This is a genomic window from Methylophilus sp. 42, from assembly GCF_000384155.1.
Taxonomy (GTDB): domain Bacteria; phylum Pseudomonadota; class Gammaproteobacteria; order Burkholderiales; family Methylophilaceae; genus Methylophilus.
Genome location: NZ_KB913031.1, coordinates 1365586 through 1387639, shown reverse-complemented (window position 1 = coordinate 1387639; position 22054 = coordinate 1365586). Strand labels below are relative to the sequence as shown.

Annotated in this window: 20 protein-coding genes; 11 read left to right on the top strand and 9 right to left on the bottom strand. The window is 51.6% G+C overall.

Going from position 1 to position 22054, the window contains the following annotated elements; translation table 11 throughout:
* Positions 1-14: 14 nt before the first annotated feature.
* The gene (locus MET42_RS0106815) at positions 15-716 is read right to left on the bottom strand and encodes a hypothetical protein (protein ID WP_019882111.1); all 702 of its coding nucleotides are present in this window, start codon (positions 714-716) and stop codon (positions 15-17) included.
* A gap of 81 nt (positions 717-797) precedes the next feature.
* The gene (locus MET42_RS0106810; protein ID WP_019882110.1) at positions 798-2033 is read right to left on the bottom strand and encodes an HNH endonuclease signature motif containing protein; all 1236 of its coding nucleotides are present in this window, start codon (positions 2031-2033) and stop codon (positions 798-800) included.
* A gap of 1036 nt (positions 2034-3069) precedes the next feature.
* On the opposite strand from MET42_RS0106810, the gene MET42_RS0106805 reads away from it, so the two are divergent.
* On the top strand, positions 3070-4053 hold the full coding sequence (locus tag MET42_RS0106805; protein ID WP_019882109.1) for an integron integrase: 984 nt from the start codon (positions 3070-3072) through the stop codon (positions 4051-4053).
* A gap of 13 nt (positions 4054-4066) precedes the next feature.
* On the opposite strand, the gene MET42_RS0106800 is transcribed toward MET42_RS0106805, so the two are convergent.
* The 7 genes from MET42_RS0106800 to MET42_RS0106770 all read right to left on the bottom strand — a co-directional run bounded on the left by MET42_RS0106800 (position 4067) and on the right by MET42_RS0106770 (position 12470).
* A complete protein-coding gene (locus tag MET42_RS0106800) occupies positions 4067-4588 on the bottom strand; it encodes an HPP family protein (RefSeq protein WP_019882108.1) in 522 nt (173 codons plus the stop codon).
* Between the two features lie 78 nt (positions 4589-4666).
* Positions 4667-6850, bottom strand: coding sequence for a bifunctional diguanylate cyclase/phosphodiesterase (locus MET42_RS0106795; RefSeq protein ID WP_019882107.1), 2184 nt, complete (start codon positions 6848-6850; stop codon positions 4667-4669).
* A 118-nt stretch (positions 6851-6968) separates the two neighbouring features.
* On the bottom strand, positions 6969-7895 hold the full coding sequence (locus MET42_RS0106790; protein ID WP_019882106.1) for a rhodanese-related sulfurtransferase: 927 nt from the start codon (positions 7893-7895) through the stop codon (positions 6969-6971).
* 108 nt (positions 7896-8003) lie between these two features.
* Positions 8004-8675, bottom strand: coding sequence for a hypothetical protein (locus MET42_RS0106785; RefSeq protein WP_019882104.1), 672 nt, complete (start codon positions 8673-8675; stop codon positions 8004-8006).
* Positions 8672-9598, bottom strand: a complete 927-nt coding sequence (fhcD, locus tag MET42_RS0106780; RefSeq protein WP_019882102.1) for a formylmethanofuran--tetrahydromethanopterin N-formyltransferase — start codon at positions 9596-9598, stop codon at positions 8672-8674. Before fhcD ends, MET42_RS0106785 begins: the two co-directional genes overlap by 4 nt.
* Entirely contained in the window at positions 9598-11265 is a 1668-nt protein-coding gene (locus MET42_RS0106775; RefSeq protein ID WP_019882101.1) for a formylmethanofuran dehydrogenase subunit A, read from the bottom strand. The genes fhcD and MET42_RS0106775 overlap by 1 nt, the downstream gene beginning before the upstream one ends.
* A complete protein-coding gene (locus MET42_RS0106770; protein WP_019882100.1) occupies positions 11262-12470 on the bottom strand; it encodes a hypothetical protein in 1209 nt (402 codons plus the stop codon). Before MET42_RS0106770 ends, MET42_RS0106775 begins: the two co-directional genes overlap by 4 nt.
* 289 nt (positions 12471-12759) lie before the next feature.
* On the opposite strand from MET42_RS0106770, the gene ndk reads away from it, so the two are divergent.
* The 10 genes from ndk to MET42_RS0106720 are packed head-to-tail and all read left to right on the top strand — an operon-like array spanning position 12760 to position 22048.
* Positions 12760-13164, top strand: coding sequence for a nucleoside-diphosphate kinase (gene ndk, locus MET42_RS0106765; RefSeq protein WP_019882099.1), 405 nt, complete (start codon positions 12760-12762; stop codon positions 13162-13164).
* Positions 13165-13219: 55 nt separating this feature from the next.
* Positions 13220-14338, top strand: coding sequence for a 23S rRNA (adenine(2503)-C(2))-methyltransferase RlmN (gene rlmN, locus MET42_RS0106760; RefSeq protein WP_019882098.1), 1119 nt, complete (start codon positions 13220-13222; stop codon positions 14336-14338).
* A 3-nt stretch (positions 14339-14341) separates the two neighbouring features.
* On the top strand, positions 14342-15142 hold the full coding sequence (gene pilW, locus MET42_RS0106755) for a type IV pilus biogenesis/stability protein PilW (RefSeq protein WP_019882097.1): 801 nt from the start codon (positions 14342-14344) through the stop codon (positions 15140-15142).
* Complete coding sequence (locus MET42_RS0106750) at positions 15143-16381, top strand: RodZ domain-containing protein (RefSeq protein WP_019882096.1); 1239 nt, start codon at positions 15143-15145, stop codon at positions 16379-16381.
* A 2-nt stretch (positions 16382-16383) separates the two neighbouring features.
* Positions 16384-17664: a flavodoxin-dependent (E)-4-hydroxy-3-methylbut-2-enyl-diphosphate synthase gene (gene ispG / locus MET42_RS0106745; RefSeq protein WP_029512353.1), complete on the top strand. Its 1281-nt coding sequence runs from the start codon at positions 16384-16386 to the stop codon at positions 17662-17664.
* 22 nt (positions 17665-17686) lie between these two features.
* Entirely contained in the window at positions 17687-18949 is a 1263-nt protein-coding gene (gene hisS / locus MET42_RS0106740; protein ID WP_019882094.1) for a histidine--tRNA ligase, read from the top strand.
* Positions 18950-18973: 24 nt separating this feature from the next.
* Positions 18974-19729, top strand: a complete 756-nt coding sequence (locus tag MET42_RS0106735; protein ID WP_019882093.1) for an SIMPL domain-containing protein — start codon at positions 18974-18976, stop codon at positions 19727-19729.
* Complete coding sequence (locus MET42_RS14575) at positions 19726-20550, top strand: ABC transporter ATP-binding protein (RefSeq protein WP_019882092.1); 825 nt, start codon at positions 19726-19728, stop codon at positions 20548-20550. Before MET42_RS0106735 ends, MET42_RS14575 begins: the two co-directional genes overlap by 4 nt.
* Before the next feature lie 10 nt (positions 20551-20560).
* A complete protein-coding gene (locus MET42_RS14570) occupies positions 20561-21370 on the top strand; it encodes an ATP-binding cassette domain-containing protein (protein ID WP_019882091.1) in 810 nt (269 codons plus the stop codon).
* Positions 21371-21409: 39 nt separating this feature from the next.
* Positions 21410-22048, top strand: coding sequence for a tetratricopeptide repeat protein (locus tag MET42_RS0106720; protein ID WP_019882089.1), 639 nt, complete (start codon positions 21410-21412; stop codon positions 22046-22048).
* Positions 22049-22054 lie beyond the last annotated feature (6 nt).

The following is a 22054-nucleotide window of genomic DNA, read 5'->3' as shown; positions in this document are numbered from 1 at the left end:
CCTAACGTTTGAATTCACCGGACTGGCGCGGCTTGCCGCGACAGGTCCGGTGGAATGATGGGTTGGGCTACAGTGCCCTCCAATTCACAGAACCAGAACTGGCCGAACTTTTCCCAGTTAAAGGTGTACGAGCGAGTGAGTTCGATGCTTACAGGCTTGCCACCAATCGGTACGGTGAAGCGCCCACCCTTGAACGTGTGGCCCTGAGATGTATCGTAGGTCCAGCACTTGCCAGACTTCACGGTTGGATTCACAAAGCGTTCAAGGTCGTTCATTACCAACGCGACGCCACGAGAGGCGATGCCTTGGGCGACATACTGTTCCAATATCTGTAGATCTTCGTAGACATCTTTCATGAAAATGTCGTGGGCGCCACGAGTTCCCCCCGAAGCGGCCAGCTTGCGATAACACTTCATCTCAACGGCAATCTTGGTTTTGCCAGCGGAGGACGTTCCATGGACGAGGATGTCGATATTGTTTGAGCCCGTGGCCGTCCTGACGCCTGGCTCCAGTTCAAGCTCTGCGCTCTCGTCAGGATATTGAACCGCAAGAGGCAAGAGCTGCTTCAGGACATAGGCGTACTGAAGCTGCATTGAGGCTTCCTTGTTGATTGGGATGAGTGTACTGCCAACCTTCCGGGCAAAGACTGCCCACGCAGCGGAAATGGCTGATCGGAGGCGGCTGTCAAATGATGTGTCGGTGATGAAGGATGTCATTGTGTGCCTGCGGCCCAACGTTGGAGGTAAGGGGCTGTCTGGAGGCGGTACGCCGGAAGACGGTCCCTCTTGACCGAGAAGTTAGAGAGTTTCATCTGCAGGACCGGATGGGTCTAAACCCGCAACTGCAAGCCACCCATGTTTGTCCCGGAGGTAAAGCTGGCCTAACCCCCAAGCAATACCGCGCCCTTTACGCAAATAGCAGCTAGAGCACATGCACGCCCAATAGCTAGCCCCACGTACGCCGCCATCAATCATGAACTTTTCACCCAAAAGAGATTTACGGCAAAGGTCGCATTCATCAGGTGGCGGAGAAAAGTAAATGCTATGGCGAGCAGCCTCTCGCATATCAACCAGGGCGTCTAGATTTTGTTCCGGAGAAAGTGCTACGGGATTTTCGGTTTGTGATTCCGGGCTTTTGGATAGAGTATCAAATGGGCCAGGGGGTAAGCCAATTACCCATGCAGTTGCCGTTACTACCTTTGCCTCATAGTCAACGTTGGTAATCCTCCCCAATCCGGAAAACACGCTTTGACCTGACGACGGCTTGAATAAAGTAAATGCCGTAGAGGTAGTTATCCAGTTGGGGTCAATGAAAATAACGAGTTTAAATTCCCCTAACTTTGAATAAATATGAGGGTCTTTTGTTAGGTCGCCAGTAAAGCTCTGATTCCATCGGCTTGTTGCATTAATCGCTTCAAATGCAATGTTTTTTGTTCTAAAGCGCGTACGGTCAAAAGAAATCGGGTGGCCGATATGCCCTTCATGGAGGGCCAACTCTTGCAAGGGAAGTGCCGAGAACTCCAGCTCCCTTAGTACTTGTTGAAATGCGGACATCACATGATTCAGCTCCCATCGGAGGCTGTGCAATGTCTTGTCTTCCCGATACTTGCTTAAATCGACTTGGTAACCTTTGAGTTCGGCTTGTTCACATAGTCTTGGAACATTGATATAGCAAAGTTGCGATAGGGTTGATCGCCAAGGTTTTGTTGGGCTGAGTGTGCTCTTGAGCCATTCTAGGTACGAAAGCTTTATGCCCTCTAGTTGCTCAACGGTATAAGTTTTCTCGTCGTCGTCGACAATTTTATGATGCTCTCTGCATAGCAACATTAGATTGTCTGGGTCATTTCTGTCATCCAAGGAAAGAGATGACCTCCCCCGTGCCGCATTTTCCTGTTCGCCAACAATGTGGGCAACCTCTCCGGTGAGAGATGTGACTCCACTTTCTGTGAGATGGATAACCTCCTTGCGGCATAGAGCACATCGACCGGCGAATTGGCCCCAAATAATTTTGTAGGATTTATCGGATATCGGCATATAGAATCAGGTCTCTAACGTTTGAGATAAGGGGCTGGCGACAATGGTGGCACAGCCGATGTTATTAAAATTATTTTCATAGATGCTTGTTCTCGCCAGTCCCGCTTAATGGATGGGTTAGGGACCTGACTACTCAAAAGCAAGCCCCTGCGTGATTACACCCGACAAAAATGGCTAGTGCAAGCCCAACTAGGCTAAATGCAGCAGCTGCAACAGCCACAGAGATGGACATGGCTGGGTGGAAGCGAAACGCTTGCGAGCCAGAAGAGCTAACGCCAAGAGTGAACCAAAGTGGGATAAGAAATGCCGTGACACCGCTTACTGGAATGATGCTGTGGCGGAGATAAAAAGCCAAAGACATTTCTGAATAGCGGCTCACTGGACCTGGAAATTGTGCCGAAGCAATGGCACCAAGCAAAGTGACCACGGTGGCAAAAACGCTAGTAGCACGAAGGATATAGCGAACACGCGGTGATGCTCGCGAACAAGCTCGACTTAACAGCCACATCAGTGCGCCAACAACTACCAATAAACTGAGGGAAGCGATTAAGTACATATCGAATTTAAGGGCCCTAACGTTTGAATTAAGGGGCGCGCTTTAGCGCGTCCTGCTTGAATGACGGGTTAGGCTGGAGAAACAACCACCGCGCTTGAAACTGAACAAATGGTGACATAACAAGCGACCCCAAAACCGTGAATAACTAAAACAGTAACGGAAAAGCACCGAGCTGCCAACAATAGCAAGCGCACAAACTAAGTGGAAATTAACGTGCGTAGCCCAACAAAACCTAGCGTTAAAAAAGCCACCAACTTAACTAAACCAAACGCCAACCAAGACCACAAAAACAGACCATTTAAACGCAAGCAACGCAGGCTAAAACGAGAAGGTTTTAAGAATAGCCTAACGTTAATTAGACCCCAAAAACGACAATAATAATTTATTTAGTCTAGGGGCTATAAAATTTATAGATTTATTTATCATAATAAAATCAATGAGGTGTATCTTTATATTACACCTAAGTTTAGGAGTTACGCGATGGAGAACACACCTGAGGTAAAGCCAGTGCCAAAGTTATTTCCATCTATTGTAGAGCGCTTGCGAGTGAAGCACTACAGCAAGCGTACTGAAGAGGCTTACATACAATGGATTAAACGATATATCTTGCACCATGGCAAGCGACATCCGCGTGATATGGGGGTGACTGAGGTGGAGGACTTTTTAACCCATTTGGCGGTGGCACGAAATGTGTCTGCCAGCACGCAAAATCAGGCGAAAAGCGCTCTGCTGTTTTTATATAAAGAGGTGCTGGAGATTGAGCTGCCCTGGCTGGACAATGTGACACAAGCAAAAGCACCTAAGCGCATGCCGGTGGTGCTTAACAAGCCTGAGGTGCAGGCCCTGCTCAATCGGCTGGATGGCACGATGTGGCTGATTGGTAGTTTGCTATACGGTAGTGGCTTACGCGTGATGGAGTGTCTGCGTTTGCGAGTGAAAGACATAGACTTTGTTAAACGGGAGATTTTAGTGCGTGAAGGTAAGGGGTTTAAAGACCGGGTGACTATGCTGCCCGCGGCCTTAATTGAGTCTTTGAAACAACATCTGCTGAAAGTAAAACAGCTGCATGATGAGGATCTGGCGGCAGGGTTTGGCGAGGTGTTTATGCCAATGGCGCTCGATAAAAAATATCCGGGGGCTGGGCGCGAATGGTCTTGGCAATATGTGTTTCCTTCTATCAAGCGCTCAATAGACCCGGCAAACAACCAGATTCGTCGCCATCATGCTGATGAAAAAACAGTGCAACGCGCAGTAAAAAAGGCTGCCAAGGCCGGCAATATCGCTAAACTGGCCACACCGCACACGCTGCGGCACAGCTTTGCGACACATCTGCTGGAAGGTGGTTATGATATTCGTACGGTGCAGGAGTTATTGGGGCACAGTGATGTATCCACCACCATGATTTATACGCATGTGCTCAATAAGGGCGGGCGTGGCGTAGCCAGCCCGCTGGACGTGATTTAAAACCAGATGTGATTTAAAACCAGTATTTGGGGTAGCTTCCCTCACGCGTGAGGTTGTTATATACCAGCGCGACAACGGTAATCACAACGGCACCAAACAGGGTGGGAAACCACAGAAACTGCCAGCTTATGGCACCCTGGCTGGCAATCAACCAGACGATGACTGGATTAGAACCTGCAGGAGGATGCACGGTCCGGGTGAACATCATGGCCGCAATCGCAAGGCCTACCGCAATCCCTAGCGCCCACCAACCAACGCCCAGTTGAGACACGACCAGCAGACCGATCAACGAACTTAAAAAATGGCCACCAATCACATTGCGTGGCTGGGCAAACGGTGCATCCGGGTAAGCAAACAAAATGACGCATGACGCGCCAAATGACCCCAGCACCAGCAACTGATCTAGGCGCGCACTCATCAGCGCGGCAATACTGATGGCAATCATGCCACCTAACCCAGCCATGAGGATGGCTTTGCCTGTGAACTTTGGCGGCAATGCCGCGTGCTCACCGGCAAGTTTATCTAACAATTTCATGTCTCTCTCCCTGAGATGTTGTAGTGGACCATTCGTCCGCAATGTTGCCAGAAAGAGAGCCTGCCCGGCAAGGATAGGTTAAGCCGCCGATGAATACTGGTTAAGTCCGATCAGTTGCGCAAACTGATTTGCGGGCATAGGCTTGCCAAACAACTCGCCCTGCCCCTCTTCACAGCATTTGGCGCGTAGATACTCGTATTGCTGCTGGGTCTCTATGCCTTCTGCAATGGCTTGCAAATCGAAAGCATGCGCGATATCCAGCGTCGCGCTGACTACAGAATCGTCTTTCTTTTGCTCCAGCATACCTTGCACAAAGCTGCGGTCAATTTTAATACGCGTGAGTGGATAGGTTTTAAGCTGACTTAGCGATGCGTATCCGGTGCCAAAATCATCAAACGCAATGCCAACGCCATAGGCTTTCAGCCTGTGCAAAATATTCAGTACCACTTCATCGCCATCGAGGGCAATATTTTCTGTGACTTCCAACTCCAGCGCAGAAGGCGGCAGACCATGCCTCGCCAGCGTGGAGACCACCTCTGCATATAAATCCCCCGCCTGGAACTGCGCGCCAAACAGGTTGACGCCGATACGCAAATCAGCGCCTGTATGCCTGCGCCAATAAGCCACTTGCGCACAGGCCTCATCCAGCACCCAGGCACCGACGGTGGCAGCCAGCGTGCCATTTTCGAGGGCAGGTAAAAAAGAAATCGGGGCCAGAATGCCGCGTTTGGGATGGCGCCAGCGTATCAACGCCTCCGCCCCGGTCACGGTGCCGGTGGTCAGGTTAACCTGTGGCTGGTAATAGAGCAAAAACTCGCCTTCATTGACTGCGCGGTACAGCTCCATGGCATACAGGCGCCTGGCGACAGCCTCCAGGCGCAATACCGGGCTGAACACACAGGCGCGCCCACGCCCCATGGCTTTGGCTTTAAACAGGGCCAAATCAGCATCGCTGACCAGTTCCAGCGTCTCGTGGGCATGAATAGGCGCCAGCGCCACACCGCAGCTTGCAATGACGCGCACTTCATCTTCACGTATCACCATCGGCTGGGCAATTAAATTAATGGCCTGCTCCGCGAGCGCCAACGCGTACTCCGGGCTGGCTACATCAAGCAGCACAATCGCAAACTCGTCGCCACCTATACGTGCCACCACGCCTGCTGCCCCCACCATCTGGCTCAGGCGATGAGCCATTTCCTTAAGAATACTATCCCCACAGGCGTGCCCCAGGGTGTCATTGATATCTTTAAAGCTATCAAAATCAATCATGAGTACCGCAATCGGGATATTGGCAATAATCGCGTCTTCGACGACTCGGTAATATCTGGCGCGGTTAGCCAAACCAGTGAGCGGATCCAGCGTATTTTGCTGGTCAGTCACAGGCGCTGTCAGTCGCTGGGCCGTAATGTCTTTCAGGATGACCTCAAAACGCATTTCATCTTCGGCTTTCCAGCCAAACAGCGAGAAGCCAAGTTGAAACTCGCTGCCGCCTTTACGTAAACCGCGCGCTTCAAAAGACATATCGAGGTCATCAAGAGATCCGGCAGCCACGGCGCGCGCGACCATGTCACGGAAAGTCGCGCGGTCACGCTCGACCAGAAGCATTTCAACCGGCTGGCCGATACCTTCTGCCAGACTGTAGCCATGAGATTGCGCGGCAGCCGTGTTCCAGGCGGTGATTTGGCCGTGGTCATTAAACCAGACCACGGGTGTAGAAGAATGCCCGGCATAAGAGGCAAAGTCGGGTCGGGAGCGATTGGTATGGGTTTCGATGCGCTTAAGCTCCAGACGGTCAGAAACCATCTGTGCCAGCTCTTGTAAGCGGCATTGATCATCAGGAGAAAAATCGAAATGCGGCTGGTTATCCACCACACACAAGGCACCCAAAGCCAAGCCATCGGGCGAAAGCAAGCGGACACCGGCATAAAAGCGTAATTGCGCCTCGCCAGTGACCAGCGGATTATCATGGAAGCGCTCATCCTGCGTGGCATCGGGCACCACCATTACTTCCATCTGATTGATAGCATGCGCGCAAAAAGACACGTCGCGACGCATATCGACTTCACCGACGCCGGTGACCGCGGCAAAAAAGACATGGTCACTGCCTATCATATTGACAGCAGCCACTGGCATGTCAAACATACGGGCAGCAATTTGAACCACAGGGTCCAGGCTTTTCACTAAACCTTCATTATTCAAACCATGGTCATACAAGGCTTGCAACCTTGATTGCTCATTGGCCAGTATTGCAGGGCACTTCATCACAATCTCCTTATTTGAGAGCTTTTGACTGATGTCTTGGCGGTTTAATTTAGCATAAATATAATTATTTTAAATGATGCCCTACAAAAAAAGCCGCAGCGGATGCCTCAGCGTGATGTTAGTCGTGATGCTTTTGCACATCCCCAATGTGGCTCTGGCCGCGCAATCTGGCCAGTTTGACTTGCTTCTGGCGTTCACGCAGCGACTCTTTTTTGTCTGCGGATAATTTATCAAAACAATAAGGGCAAGAGATACCTGCTTCATATTGCTCGCTCTGCATTTCCTCCTGGGTGAGCGGCATGCGACAGGCATAGCATTGGTCATGGTCGCCCACTTCCAGGCCATGTTTGACGGCCACGCGCTGGTCAAACACAAAACAATCCCCTTCCCACAGGCTTTGCTCTTGAGGAATGGTTTCCAGGTATTTGAGGATGCCACCTTGCAGGTGATACACCTCTTCAAAGCCCTGCTGCTTCATGAAAGAAGACGCTTTCTCACAACGGATACCGCCGGTGCAGAACATGGCCACTTTTTTGTGTTTGTTTTTATCCAGGTTATCGGCCACATATTGTGGAAACTCGCGGAAGGTCGTTGTCTTCGGATCGATGGCGCCCTTGAAGGTACCGATATGCACTTCGTAATCATTGCGCGTATCCAGCACAATCACGTCCGGGTCGGAAATAATGGCGTTCCAGTCTTCAGGCTTCACATACGTGCCCACCACGTCATTCGGATCTACGCCCTGCACACCCATGGTGACGATTTCTTTCTTCAGTTTGACCTTCATGCGGTAAAACGGATGACTGTCCGCCCAGGACTCTTTATGCTCCAAATCCACCAACCGTGGATCCTGGCGCAAGTGTGCCAGAATGGCGCGGATATCCTCCGGCGCGCCGGCAATAGTGCCATTAATGCCTTCATTTGCCAGCAGCAAGGTGCCTTTAATATGCAGCTTCTGGCAAGCCTCTAAAATCGGTTGTTGTAGGTCTTTGTAGTCATCCAGGGTGACGAATTTGTAGAGGGCGGCAGTGAGAAATTGGCTCATGTGAGAATGTGGTTCATTGCAAAAACGCGATTTTACCACTGTAACTCTATGATGCAAAAAGAAAAACGGGCGCAAGGCCCGTTCATCAAACATCGAAAAAACAGCTTATCAGGGCTGGATCACCAGGATTTCAGCTTTGCCCAGGCCACCCATATCGCCCATCCAGCGCTGCACGCGTTGGCTGCTGACCTGTGCAAAGCGGCTATCCAGTCGCTTGAAAGACTTATACAAGATATTGAGGAAAGGCAGTGTGTGAAAACCACAGTCTATCCAGGTCGCTTGCGCGGCTGGTGTGTTCGCCAATAACAAGGTACCACGCTTCATGCCATAGCCCAGGTATGCGCCCGTTGTACCCAGTACACCCAGCGTGCCAGCCATCATGTCAGAAGCACAATAATCACCGGCGTTACCTTCAATCAGCAACATGCCACGACGCATACGGTCGCCTGCGCGGGCGCCGGCGTTACCTTTGCAAATCAACACGCCGTTTTGCAGTTGCGCACCTAAAAAATCTCCGGCATCCCCTGTCACGTTAATTTGTCCGCTGGTCATGCCAAAGCCGATATATTGATGGGCAGAAGTGGTGTTTTTGAATGTCACGGCCGGGGCTTCTGAAGTCGTGTCGACACTGACTTCAAACACATCCGCCACGCTTAAGTTTGCAGCCAGTTTCATGGCTGTAATCTCGGCCACGGTTTTGCCTTGTAAGGCTTGTGGCAATAAAGTGCGGCAATCGACACTGCGCGCAACCGCTTTCGCCGTTAAAGTGATGTGACTCATGCGGTAACCTCCCCGCTTAAAATTGGGCGCAGTTTAAAGTGATGTTGACCTAACTTGCCGCCGTAATTACCGGCAGAAACACGAAAAATGCCGTTTTCCTTGCCCAGGCGGCAGGCCGCTTCAATACCCGCTTTCATGGAAATCGCAATATCTTCAAACGTCAGGCCGTTGACCACAATTTCCATCACGCTTTCGACGCGCGGATCGAGCTCGCTTTTCACGACGCCTTTGAGCGTCGGGCAGAATGCATCATTGGTACTGGCGAACATTTTCGGGTATTTACTACCCACCTTGGAGCCAGAGCGCACCACGCCGCCTGGGAACGGCATAATCACGTTAGGCAGTTTACGCATGGCATCGATCGCTGCCTCGCAGGCAGTGAGCACTTGTGCCTGGCTGGCGCCCAACACCAGGAAGTTGCCGCCGCCAATGGCACGTACCATGCCGGTGGTTTCTTCAGTTAAAAATTCACCATCCATGACCGGGATACGCCAATAGCGCTTGAGTTTGCCCGAGGCATCCGGAATTTGTTTGGACACCTGGTGGCCATCGCCAAAAAAGCGTAAATGCTTGCCCAGGCTGATCATATCTTCAGACTCAATGCCAGCAAACGCAGCCGCTGTCGGGCAAGTCAAAATACATTGTCCCATGCGCGTTTCCAGTTGCTGCATCAGCACCTTGCTGCCCATGGCGAACATCAGCACGCTAAGGCCTGGACGGCCATCCGGCGTTTCGTCTGCAGTCAATTCACGCTCGATGCCCGCCTCTACGCCGCAGCCAATCACGCTGGTGGCAAAACCAGTCATGGCATTGGCGGCGTTATACGCCCAGCGCAGGTTTTGCGCGGTAATCAGGATACGCGTACCGCGCATATTGAATGCTTCGGCAAAGGTATCGTCAATCTCTACTCCGTTAATAACCATCATGACCCCTGCGTATGGTTAATGACATGGTTGCGGCCATCTTCCGCAATCTGGTCATTGGAAATTTTAAAGTTGTTCATTTGCATGGTGTGGTAGCGGTCAAAATACTGCTTGATATCTTTTTCTACACCCACATCAAACGAAGGCTTGGCGGTATGCGTTGCGCCCCATACTACTTTCACCACTTTGCCCTCTTTTACCACCAGTTCGCCGTCTTTAAACACCAGGTCAGGTTTGGCAAACATGGCTTCTTTATCGGCCTGATCGGTATACACCGTAATATCTGCCGCTGCGCCTATGCCCAGATGACCGCGGTCTTGCAGGCCAATCAATTTGGCTGGTGCTGAACGTGTCATGGTGGCGATTTCATACAAACTGTACTCACGATCCAATGACTTTAGGTTGCTCATGGCTTGCGCATCCAGGTTGAGCTTATCAAAAGCATCATTACGGAAGGTTTTATCCATCAGCAAGCGGATCAGGTGTGGATAGCTGGTAAACGGTGCGCCATTCGGGTGATCGGTAGTCAGGAACACGCGCCAAGGATCATCGACACTCAAGAACACTTCGAGGCCAATAGCCCATTGCAAGGCATTGACGTAGTTTTCATCGCGGTATTTAAATGGCACGACACCACAGCCAGCATCGCACTCAATGTCCATAATCACCGATTTTTTCGGATTGGCAACTTTGGCGTTTAAATGCTGCATCATATTGTCACCAGAGGCGGTGACTGTTTGCCCAAACAGGATCTGGCCGACATCGGCAGTAATGTGTTTGTTACTGTTGATCGCTTCCGCAATATTGGCCGCAGCAGAAGAAAACTTTTTGTCACCCTCTGTGCCATAGCTGTGAAACTGGATATGCGTCAAATGCATGGGCAAGCCGTCGCTGGCCCCCATGGTATCCAGCGTGGTCTGGAAGTTACCGGCTACGCCCAGGTTGTTACAGTGCACATGCAAGGGCTTGGCAATACCAATCTCGTTCACGGCGCGGCTCAAGGCCTGCAGAATACGGCGCGGCGTAATGTGGTAATAGCTATGTTGCTGGTCTAAATCCTGGCGACGCTCATTAAACTTGAAAGCAGAAATACCGCCCGGGTTGACCACTTTAATACCGATGGTTTGCGTCGCGTGCAAGGTCCACGCCACGTAGTCATTAATGGTTTTCTGGTCGGCGTTCTGGCTCAGCAGGCGCAACAAATAATCATCGTTGCCCAGCATGGCGTAACCGCCTTTATCGATCATGGGCGTATCACCCATCTCCATATGCGCCTGACGTGCATTCACCGCCAGAATTGCCGGTTCAAACGCCGCAGTGTAGCCCATCTCGATATAGCGCATGCCGGTATCGGTGGTATTCGGCGTCGCGTGATGGCTACAGTTGGCACCACAAATATGTGCTTCAGGTTCGTCCAGTTTGCGCATGGCCTGATATTCCGGCAGCAGCATACGTGCAATATTGACCTTACCGCCGCCAATATGGCTATGCATATCAATGGCACCGGCCATGACAATCTTGCCATTGAGGTCGTGCACCTGGCCGATTTTTTCACTGTCGGCCGGTTTGGCGATAATACGGCCATCGCGGATATAAATATCCTGTACCACGCCATCTTTGTGGTGGGCAGGATCAATCACTTTGGCATTTTTGAGTAGCGTAATCATGCCAAATCTCCTTTTAATTGGGCTTCTATCAGGGCCACTACTTGCGACAAAGTTGGCAAGTCAGAAGGCTTGGCTGCAGTCAGTGGCAAAGTCACCGAACCGTCGACACGAAATTGTTGGCCGTTACAATCCAGGCCTGGCGTCGCCACCGGGATAAACACGGCAGGTGCCGTGTCAAATGTGCTGTCAGGCGCGCCCAGTACAATCACTGGGGCTATGCCTGCAGGCGGCATGGCATTAGGGCTGTAGCTATTCACCCAAACGACCGCATCATGACTTTCCCATTCCGGCGCATCAATAATGACGCCGTTGAGCCAGGTATGCGCATAATTCACACTGGTGTCACCATCACTACCACCCATGGATAAGCCCATGGCACGGCTCTTCTGATTTAGCGCAACCACAGTTTCAGTCATATTTTCGATCGTGAGTTCAGCGTGCGCGTAATGCAGGTCTTTGGATACCCACACCAGCGTCGCATATTTGGCGGTTTTCAACGTGTCCGCCAGTGATTTCAAACTGCCCACCGCCACACCGGCGACGGTTTCAGCCGTCACTGGCTTGCCCATCACCAGCGCGCGCAAGGTGGCGACGACTTCTGGCAAAGACTCAGAAGCACAGGCAATCACCTCAGGGGCACGACCATCCGGCGCAACGCCAGGCTTGGTATTCAGCTTATCGCCGCCCAGGTAAATAATCTTGCGCGCAGCTGGTTCGGTAAACATGGCTTCATCCACCCACACCACGCGTTCAAAGAAACGGGTGTTATGGCTGACGACATCCGTGCCTATCATCAGAATCACATCAGCGCGGTTGCGTACTTCTGTCAGCGTCGTCGTCTGCCAGCCGCGATGTTGCAACACCTTCATATTGCGCAAAGTGCTGCTGGCGTTGATATGCGTCATGGCCGCACCGGTCGCATGAGACAGGCTGACCAGTGCGCGTGCACCATGTACATCAGTACTGCTGCCCGCCACCAGAGGTGCGCTTGCCTGCTTGAGCAAAGCCGCTGCCGCTTTCACCGCTTCCGTCAGTGACGCAGCACGGCCACCCACCGCTGGCGCTGCACCTGCGCTCACCCGCGCATAGAATTTTGCTGCCTTGCCACACGAAAACTGCTGTCTGGCAATGGCATCCCCCGAAATATCATCACATAGCAAGCCACAGGCCGGGCATGCATGCATGATGTCTTGTTGATTTGTCATGGCTTATAGGTCTCTCGTTTTGATCGTCCATCTCAATGGCGAATATGCACGTGATCGTTAGAAACCATCACATCATAAAACAACTCGCTTAGCACATCATAAAACAACTCACTGGGATAGATAAAAAAAATAAAGCAATGAATGCCTGCTATTTAAAGCAATAAACGGATACAAGTCATCACTTAGGTGTGTGAATACGACTTAGGTGCATGAATGCGGTTTATCAATCACGTTAAAAATAGTAGAATAGTCGTTTGTTTTTCTTGTTAATTAATTATTTGGAGTTCTCATGGCTTTAGAGCGCACACTCAGCATTATCAAACCAGACGCAGTTGCAAAAAACGTGATTGGTCAAATCTACACCCGTTTTGAAAACGCCGGTTTGAAAATCGTGGCTGCTAAATTCGCACAATTGACACAAGCAGAAGCTGAAGGCTTTTACGCTGTGCACAAAGAGCGTCCTTTCTTCAACGATCTGGTGAAGTTCATGATTTCCGGCCCAGTGATGATTCAGGCCTTGGAAGGCGAAAACGCTGTGTTGAAACACCGCGAACTGATGGGTGCAACTAACCCTAAAGATGCAGCGCCAGGCACTATCCGTGCTGACTTCGCTGAAAGCATTGATGCTAACGCTGTGCACGGTTCCGATTCATTGGAAAATGCAGCGATCGAAATCAAATACTTCTTCGGCTAATCACAATTTTCGTCAGTGATTGACGTTTAAATGAATACCGAACTAGGAAATACACTTGGTTAACTTACTCAACTTTAACCAACCGCAACTCGCCGAGTACTTTGCAAGCCTCGGCGAGAAGCCTTTTCGCGCCAAGCAATTGATGCGCTGGATGCATCATTTCGGGATTCTTGATCTCGAACAGATGACCGATATTGCCAAAACCCTGCGCGAAAAACTGCGCCAGGAAACCGAATTCAAACTGCCGGATATCCAGCTGGAGCAAGTGTCTGATGATGGCACACGCAAATGGCTGGTCGGCACCAACAACCTTAAAGACGGCACCAGCAATAGTGTAGAAACCGTTTTTATCCCAGAAGATGACCGTGGCACGCTGTGTATTTCCAGCCAGGTGGGCTGTGCGTTGGAATGCACATTCTGCAGCACCGGTCGTCAGGGCTTTAACCGCAACCTCAATGTGTCCGAAATCATCGGCCAGTTGTGGATTGCCAACCATGCCTTGCGCCAGGCGCCAGGCTACGACTTATTGCCTCCAGGCGAACGCATTATCTCTAACGTGGTGATGATGGGCATGGGTGAGCCGTTGGCCAACTATGACAACGTGGTCACCGCCATGCAGATCATGCTGGATGACAGCGCCTATGGCCTTAGCCGCCGTCGCGTGACACTCTCGACCAGCGGCATGGTGCCAGCGATGGACCGTTTGAAAGAAGACTGCCCGGTCGCTTTGGCTGTTTCACTGCATGCGCCTAACGACGCCTTGCGCGACGAGATTGTGCCCATCAATAAGAAATACCCGATCAAAGACCTGATGGCGGCCTGTGAGCGTTACCTGGTCAAAGCACCACGTGACTTTGTGACGTTTGAATATGTGATGCTGGATGGCGTGAATGACACGCTGGAACATGCAAAGCAACTGATTAATATTGTGCGCAATGTGCCGTGCAAATTTAACCTGATTCCTTTTAACCCGTTCCCTAACAGCGGTTACGGCACGTCCAAACCGATGCAGGTGCGCGCGTTTCGTGATATGTTAATGCAGGCTGGGTTTGTCGTGACTGTGCGCAAGACACGCGGCGATGATATTGATGCTGCCTGCGGACAACTGGCTGGCAAGGTGCTGGACAAAACCCGACGTACAGAAAAAACCATTGCGATTCATCCGGAACAGTAAGCCATGAAAACAACCTTCTTCACGCCATCCGCGGTCATGCTTACCCTGGCCTCTGCGCTGTGGCTGACAGGTTGTGCGCAAAACCCATCGTCGAATAGCAACAATTCACCGTATGAACAGCAACCCATAGGCCGCGAAACCGGCGATGTGGAATCTGCACGCGTGCACACGGAATTAGGCGCAGAATATTTTCGCCTCAGACGTTATGAAGTCGCCCTGGAAGAGTTCAACACGGCCGTTGAGCGTAGCCCCAACTATGCACTTGCTTACAATGGCCTGGGCCTGGTATACGCCACCCTTGGCGAACAAGGCCGCGCTGAAGAAGCGTTTAAACGCGCTATCCAGCTACAACCGGCAAACTCTGAATCGCATAATAACTATGGTCGTTTTTTGTGCGACCAGGGCAAATATGACGCCTCACAAAAAGAATTTATGCAGGCGGTGAAAAACCCGCTGTATAAAACACCACAAATTGCGCTTTACAATGCGGGCGTCTGTGCCTTGCGTGCACAACAGAAAACCCAGGCAGAGAACTATTTCTTTCACGCCTTGCAAGTCGATCCATTGGCGCATGCCAGTGCTTATCAACTGGCCAATCTGCAATTTTCACGTGGCGAACCAGCACTGGCGTTGAATACCTTACAAAATAGTGTGAACGTTGCCCCCACACCAGAGTCATTATTTTTGGCAGTACGCATTTGCCGGGCATTGCAAATGCCGGATGATGCCAGCTACTACAGCGTTCAATTGCATAAATTGTTCCCCAATGCCAACGAAACCAAACAATTGCTGAAAATGGAGTAAATGCACGTGACGTCAGAAGACAAAACCAACGTCAATCCTGTACCGGCAGAGGCAACAGACAAGCCTAAACGCGGTCGCAAACGCAAGGCAGAGACCGACCAGGTGTCTGGCCAGGCCTACCAGGTGGCTATGGAGAGTCAGCAGGGACAAGCCAGTGATGAATTTATCCAGACGACAACCCCTGCCGAACACGCGCCGGCATCTGATGCCCCTGAAGAATATGGTGCTTCGATGGCATTAGAGAGCGCCCCACAACCAGCAAGTGCCACCCTGGCCTATGGTTCAGGTTGCGGCAACGTACTGAAAGCGGCGCGTGAAGCACAAGGCCTGAGCATACATGAGGTATGCAGCCAACTGAGACTGGGCATCAAACAGATTCAGGCGATTGAACAGGATGACTTTGAGAAATTGCCACAGCCAAGCATTGTGCGTGGCTTTATTCGCAATTATGCGCGCTTGCTCAATATTGACGTCAATCCGATTCTTGAAGCCTATCAGCGCATCGTGCCCAACAAAGCACCGTTACCACTCAGCGTGCGCTCTAATGCCAGCCGATCAGTGATCGATAAGCCGGTGCCTGTGTTTCGCCCGCAACGGCTGTTAACATTCCTGATCTTCCTCATTCTGGCAGGCATTGCGGCCTATTTTTATATCAACCATATCAAGCCACAAGCTTTGAAAGATGCTGCTTTGGCACTTGATGTGGATGAAATCGGCGAAACCACCGGACAGGAAATTGCCATCCCGGCACCTGAAGCTGTGCCCGCGCCAGCCACAACAACACCAGTTACTCCCGTCACAGAAAATGTAGATGCCAGCACGACAACGACTGCCGACAATGCAGTGCCGGCAGCAACAGTGACTGGCAATGACGCAACAAGCAATGCAGCCAATACACTGTCTGCGAATAATGCCATTGCCAATAACACCATTGTGAGCACGCCTACGCCAGCCACCACGCAGGCCGCAGAAAGTACCACCCTGCAAGCCACTGAGCCGCAAAAAGCAAGCCTGGTGTTTAAAGTCAATGAAGATTCCTGGGTTCGTATTGAGGATATGCAAGGCAAGAAAGTATTTAGCGAAGTGATGCCTGCGGGTTCTGAACGTCAGGTCACAACCGAAAAACCGGTCAATATCACAGTTGGTCATGCCAGTGGCACCCAGCTGACGATTGATAACCAGCCTTATGATTTAACGCAGGCTACCCGTGGCCGCGTTGCACGCATTCAATTGAAATAACCATGATATCCCGTAGAAACAGCCTTCAGGTCATGGTTGGACACGTTGCGGTTGGCGGTGGCCTGCAAGGCTCGTCCACCGCATCCGTGGTGGTGCAAAGCATGACCAACACTGACACGGCAGATGCCGCAGGCACGATCGCCCAGGTTTATGAACTATGGCAAGCCGGGTCAGAAGTAGTCCGTATTACCGTCAACAGCGCCGAAGCGGCGGCACAAGTGGCAACCATTCGTAAGGGCCTGGATGCACTTGGCTGCAATGTGCCGCTGGTAGGTGACTTTCACTTTAACGGCCACAAACTGTTGCAAGCCTATCCGGACTGCGCCGAAGCACTGGCAAAATACCGCATCAATCCAGGCAATGTCGGCAAAGGCAGCAAGCGTGACGAACAGTTTGCCGCCATGATTGAAGCCGCCATCCACTATAAAAAAGCAGTGCGTATTGGTGTGAACTGGGGCAGTCTGGACCAGGCCAAAATGGCGCAGATGATGGATGATAATGGCAAAGCCGCCAATCCCTTATCTGCCGACGCATTGATGCGTGAAGCACTGATTCAATCTGCACTGGAAAGCGCGCAACAAGCGGTCGATCTAGGCTTAAGCCCGAATCAAATCATTATTTCTTGCAAAGTGAGCAATGTACAAGACCTGGTGCTGGTATACCAGGAACTGGGCAAACGTTGTGATTACCCTTTGCATTTAGGCCTGACTGAAGCCGGCATGGGCTCTAAAGGGATTGTTGCATCTACCGCAGCGTTAGCCATTTTGTTACAGCAAGGCATAGGCGACACCATACGTGTGTCATTAACGCCTGAGCCGACCGAATCCCGTACCAAAGAGGTGGTGGTTGCGCAGGAAATTCTGCAAACCATGGGCATACGCTCATTTACACCATTGGTCACGGCCTGCCCTGGCTGCGGCCGCACCACCAGTACTTATTTCCAGGAGCTGGCATTGCAAATCCAGACCTGGTTACGTAATCAGATGCCGGTCTGGCGTGCCCAATACCCCGGGGTGGAAACCCTGAATGTGGCCGTCATGGGCTGCGTCGTCAACGGCCCTGGTGAATCCAAACTGGCCAATATTGGCATCAGCTTACCTGGCACGGGCGAAGTCCCTGTCGCGCCAGTGTTTGTCGATGGTGAAAAAACCGTCACCCTAAAAGGCGACCATATCGCCGAAGAATTTCAACAAATTGTGGACGAATACGTCCGTACACATTACGCCGATGGCGGCAAGCTGCGCGCTGCCAAATCCAGCATCATTCCCATCGTCGCACTCTAGAATAATCGCACTTTAGTATCTCATGACACAAAAATTTCAATCGATTAAAGGCTTTTACGACATTCTGCCGGAGGCCACACCGCTCTGGTTCAAACTGGAAGATACCGCACGCCGTATCCTGGGCCAGTATGGTTACAACAACATCCGCATGCCGCTGGTCGAACCCACCGAGTTGTTTGTGCGCAGCGTTGGTGAGCACACCGATATTGTTGAAAAAGAAATGTATGCCTGGGAAGACAAACTCAACGGCGACAAACTGACCCTGCGTCCGGAAGGCACTGCTGGCTGTGTACGCGCGGTGGTAGAACACAACCTCACCTACAATGGCCCACAGCGCCTGTGGTATATGGGCCCGATGTTCCGCCATGAAAACGTGCAAAAAGGCCGCCAGCGCCAATTTCACCAGATTGGTGTTGAAGCATTTGGCTTTGAAGGCCCGGATGTCGATGCCGAGCAAATTGTATTGTTAGCACGGCTATGGCAAGCACTAGGGATTGCCGACGTTGAATTACAGTTAAATAGTATCGGTGATGCGGATGAGCGCGCGCAATATCGCCAGACCCTGATTGCTTATTTTGAGCAGCACGCAGACCTGCTGGATGAAGATGCCAAGCGCCGCCTGCAAAGCAACCCTTTGCGTATCCTGGATACCAAGAATCCACGCATGCAAGCCATGTGCGAAGCAGCTCCTAAATTGATGGATTGCCTGGGTGACACCTCCAAACTGCACTTTGCACGTCTGTGCGCCCTGCTCGACCAGGCAGGCATTGCTTATACCATTAATCATAGACTGGTGCGCGGGCTCGATTACTACAACCGCACCGTGTTCGAATGGGTCACCACCAAACTGGGCGCCCAGGGCACCATTGCCGGTGGTGGCCGCTACGATACTCTGGTAGAACGCATCGGCGGCGGTAGCGCAACGCCTGCCTGTGGTTTTGGCATCGGCCTGGAGCGTGTTTTCCTGCTCATGCAAGAATACGGCGTCACTGCAAGTAACCAGGCAGATATCTATCTGGTCAATGTCGGTGCACTGGCCGAGCAGAAAGCCTTTACCGTCGCCGAAAGTCTGCGTAGCATGGGCTTGAATGTCGTGCTGCATGCCGGTGGTGGCAGCTTCAAATCGCAGATGAAAAAAGCGGATCGCAGTGGTGCCAGATTTGCGGCCATTTTAGGCGATGACGAAGCGGCAGCCAATGAGCTCAGCCTGAAACCCATGCTGGGACAAGGCGAACAAGCACGTGTGAGTCTTGATCAGGTATTGAACATCGTACAATCCAGTTAATTGTTTCATGCCATAGGAGGCCGGATGTCAGAGCAAAAACACTTTTTTAATGCCATGACGGCATTAGGCCTGCTTCTGGCAGTGGGCATGGCGTCCGCAGCATTTATTCTTGGCGTGCAGGCAAAACATGCCGTCTCCAGCCAGCAATCCATCACCGTCAAAGGCCTGGCAGAAAAACCAGTCAAAGCCGACCGCGCACAATGGACCATCAATATCGGCGTGGTAGCGCCTACCCAGGCAGAAACCCTGCAGGCGATTGATCGTGAGCGTGCCGTACTGGCAAACTTTTTAGATTTGCAAGGCCTGGATTCCAGCATGCGTACCGTGGATGTACAAACACTGGGGCCGCATTACGAAGAAGAATATGTACATGACAGCCCGCGCCAGGTACAACGTGGCTTTGAGGGCTACCAAAGTGTGCATATCAGTAGCAAAGACCTCAAAAAAATCGCGGCCGCCAACCAGGCTATTTTAAGTTTGCGTGCAGACAATCACCCAGTGACTTCACAACCGCCAGAATTCCTGGTCAGCAATCTGGAAACCGTCAAAATGTCACTGATTGCCGACGCCACGAAAAATGCGCGCACGCGGGCGACTGAGTTTGTCAAACAGGATGGTGTCAAGGTAGGCGTCATGAAGTCTGCCAGCCAGGGCGCGTTTTATATTTTGCCTGCCACCGGCGGTGAAGACAGCGACAACAGCTATGGTGGCATTTACGATAAATCCACTGTAGATAAAATTGCGCGTGTGGTCGTGACTGTGGTCTATAACATCGAATGACAGAAATCCTGCGCATCCATCAACTCAGTATTAGCCCAGCGCAATCACCTGAGCGCAAGCTGGTCAACCAGGTATCACTGACCCTGGCACGTGGCAAAACCACCTGCATCGTCGGTGAATCTGGTAGCGGTAAAAGCCTGACTGCACTGAGTGTCATGAAATTACTTTCACCGCAATTGCGCATGCAAGGACAAGTGTTTTTTCAGGGTCAGGATATCGGCCAGCTCAATGAAACCGCCATGCAGCACCTGCGTGGCAGACAAATGGGCATGATTTTCCAGGAGCCGATGACTTCGCTGAACCCGGTGCTGACCATTGGCTTTCAAATCGGCGAACCGTTGCAAACACACTTGGGCCTCAAAGGTCAGGCGCTCAAACAAAAAGTAGCCGCATTGCTGGAGCAAGTGGGTATAGATCCCACGCGGGCAGACAGCTATCCGGATGAGCTTTCCGGCGGCCAGCGCCAACGCGTGATGATTGCCATGAGCATTGCCTGCGAACCTGTTTTACTGATTGCGGATGAGCCCACCACGGCCCTGGATGTCACCGTGCAGGCGCAAGTATTACGCTTGCTGGACGATTTGAAAAACCGCTTGCAGATGGCCATGTTGTTCATCACGCATGATTTTGGTGTGGTTGCCGATATTGCCGACGAAGTCATCGTCATGTTCAGGGGTGAGATTGTCGAATCCGGCAGCGTGATGCAAGTGCTGCAATCGCCACAACACCCTTATACACGCGCCCTGCTTGCCTGCGTACCAGATGCCGAAGGCAAAAAAGTGTTGCAGCCCATGACCTATGACTGGCTGACGCCAGCCTGATGGAACCACCATGACTGATATTTTGCTGCAAGTACGCCATCTGCATAAAACTTATCGCCAGCGCACCGGCACCTTGGGCCTTCACGCGCACACCATACACGCATTGGACGATGTCAGCCTGCAACTCAAACAAGGCTCGACCCTGGCAGTGGTTGGTGAATCCGGCAGTGGCAAATCTACTCTGGCACGCGGCATCTTGCGTTTATTACCGTTGGATAGCGGTGAAGTCATTTTCGACGGCCAGGACTTCCTGGCCCTGGATAAATCGGCATTACGCACCGCGCGCCGCCATATTCAAATGGTGTTTCAGGACCCGTTTGCTTCACTCAACCCCAGAATGCGGGTCGGCGAAATTATTGCAGAAGGCCTGGTCATCCATGGCATCGGCAATACACAGCAACAGCATGACAGCGTCGTGCAGATGCTGGAAAAAGTCGGCTTGCAAGCTGACGATGCAAGCAAGTATCCGCATCAGTTCTCCGGCGGCCAACGTCAGCGTATCGGCATTGCCCGTGCCCTGATACTGCAACCAAAATTATTGATTTGTGACGAGCCAGTATCCGCACTGGATGTGTCGGTACAGGCGCAGATATTGCTGCTACTCAAGCAATTACAGCAGGAAATGGGGCTCAGTTATTTGTTTATCACCCATGATTTACGCGTGGTCAGGCATATTGCAGACGAGGTACTGGTGATGCAAAAAGGCAAAGTAATTGAGCAAGGAAGCGTAGAAACCATTTATAATGCTCCCCAGCAAAAATATACACAACAGTTACTTAGCGCGATTCCCGGCCATGGGTTACGTGCAATAACCGCTTAATCTCACCTTCATTCAATAAGAACACGCAGGAACATTGCAATGGCATACGATTTGGAAGAACAGGAACAACTGGACGAGTTTAGAGCCTGGTGGAATAAACATGGAAAACTGGCCACTCGCCTGGTAATTGCCGCCGCAGTGGCATATGGTGGCTGGCAAGGCTACCAATCCTGGATGAACAGCAAGGCTACCACTGCATCCACCGCTTACCAAACCCTGGTCAGCACATCGCTGCTGGATGTTGACAGCAAAAAAGCCGAGCAAATCAGTAAAGATGCGCAAGCCATTGAAGCAGACTATAGCATGACGCCATACGCTGGCCGTGCTGCGCTGTTTGCTGCCCGTGCACTGCATGAAGCCAAACAATCAGACGCTGCAGAAAAGCAACTGCGCTGGGCCTTGGCTGAAGCTAAAGAGCCAGCCATCAAACAGATGGCCGCGGTTGAAATTGCCGGTTTGCAAATTGAACGTAACGCGTTGGATGACGCCAAAAAAACCTTGTCCGCCATTGACGACAAAGGCTTTGATGGCATCAAAAACGCCTTGCTTGGTGATATTTACATTGCTAACAAGCAAGAGAAAGAAGCCAAAGAGGCCTACAACAAAGCACTGCAAGGCCTGGACCCAGAAGGCAAACTGTTTTACCTGACCCAGCAAAAGCTGGATGCCTTGGGGTAATTGCCA